The sequence below is a fragment of the Mesorhizobium sp. M7A.F.Ca.CA.001.08.2.1 genome (assembly GCF_003998455.1).
Lineage (GTDB): Bacteria > Pseudomonadota > Alphaproteobacteria > Rhizobiales > Rhizobiaceae > Mesorhizobium > Mesorhizobium ciceri.
The window spans coordinates 1-1,554 of record NZ_RZPW01001090.1; the positions used below are offsets into that span (position 1 = coordinate 1).

The 1,554-nt window shown below is 63.6% G+C and carries 2 protein-coding genes; both read left to right on the plus strand.

Annotated features, from left to right (window positions below; all coding sequences use genetic code 11):
• The coding region (locus EN914_RS35030) for a RimK family alpha-L-glutamate ligase (protein ID WP_127389673.1) at positions 1 to 703 on the plus strand (703 nt) is incomplete at its 5' end.
• Positions 700 to 1,554, plus strand: an 855-nt coding sequence (locus tag EN914_RS35035; RefSeq protein WP_348631965.1) for a triphosphoribosyl-dephospho-CoA synthase, incomplete at its 3' end; no start/stop codon positions are given. The genes EN914_RS35030 and EN914_RS35035, both read left to right, overlap by 4 nt.

The following is a 1,554-nucleotide window of genomic DNA, read 5'->3' on the forward strand; positions in this document are numbered from 1 at the left end:
CGCGTTAAGCAGACTGTCGGTTCCCGTATGGAATTCCGCGCAGGCGATCGAGCGCTGCGTCGACAAGTCGATGACGACATTCCTCCTGAAAAATGCCGGCCTGCCTACGCCACGCACCTTTGCCGTAGAAGGACTTGCCGTCGCCGAGGAGGTCGCGGCGCAAGAGCTTCCGCGGGGATCGCTGGTGCTGAAACCATTGTTCGGGGCGCAAGGCCGCGGCATAAAGCTGATCCGCACGCTCTCGGACCTGCCGGCCGCAGAAGAGGTGAACAGCGTCTACTATCTTCAGCAATATGTGTCGCGTGCCGGTCCGCCTTTCCGGGATTTCCGCGTGTTTGTCTGCGCCGGAGAGACCGTGGCGATGATGAGCCGCATCAGCGACGACTGGATCACGAACGTCAACCGGGGTGGCGTGCCGGAACAGGTTTCCGAACATGGCAAGGCGGAACTGGCATCGCTGGCCGTCGCTGCGTCAGCCGCGGTCGGCGCGGATTTTGCCGGCGTGGACATCGTGCGGGCTGACGACGGCAATCTGTTCATACTCGAAGTGAACAGCATGCCCGCATGGTCGGGATTGCAGTCGGTGGTCGCCGTGAACATCGCCGAAGCAATCGCCGATGCCTTGCTGAAACTTCTGGCCGACCGCGCCGAGGCGGCCGCCGCACCGCGGCCCTACCGTTTTGCCGCGCCTGCGAATTCGTGAGGGCGGGCAAGTTGGCGCTTTCGCGTGAACGCCTCCGGGCCAGCTATAAGAATGCCTGCAGGATGGAGATCGAAGCCCTAAAGCCGGGCAACGTCCATCTGTTCGCCGACGGACACGGCATGTCCGCCGCCCAGTTCATGACAAGTGCGGAGGTTTCCTCCGGGCCGCTGACCGATCCTCGTCTGCCGGTCGGGCAGCGGATGCTGGAGGCGGTGCGCGCGACACGACTGGCGGTCGCAACCAACACCAATCTCGGAATCATCCTTCTGGCAGGGCCTCTGATATGCGCTGCCGAAATGGGCGGTGACAGACTGCGCGACAATCTCGATTCGCTGCTTCGGGCTTTGAGCGTGCAGGATACCAAGGCGGTATTCGAGGCGATCGTCACGGCCGCGCCAGGCGGCCTCGGAGAAGCCGCCAACGATGTGCGGCAGGAGCCGAAGGTCCATTTGCTGGACGCGATGAGGGAGGCTGCCGACCGCGACATGATCGCTCGCCAGTACAGCAACTGTTTCGGCGACGTGTTCGGGGTCGGGCTCGCCGCGCTGGATGGAGCGTTGGCACGTGAAGAAGACGGCATGTGGCCGACGGTGTTCGTCTACATGGCGTTTCTCGCCGACTTCCCCGACAGCCATGTGATGCGCAAGCACGGCGTTCACGTCGCAAATCAGGCGCGGCAGGAAGCCGTTGCCGTTCAGGCGGCGCTCCATGCCGAGGGCGACGAACCGTCGCGCATTCGTCTGCTCATGGAGTTCGACCGCCGGCTGAAGGCCGACAACATCAACCCCGGCACCTCGGCCGACCTCACCGTGGCTACTCTTTTAGTCCACACCCTCGCCCTCACCTTGCAT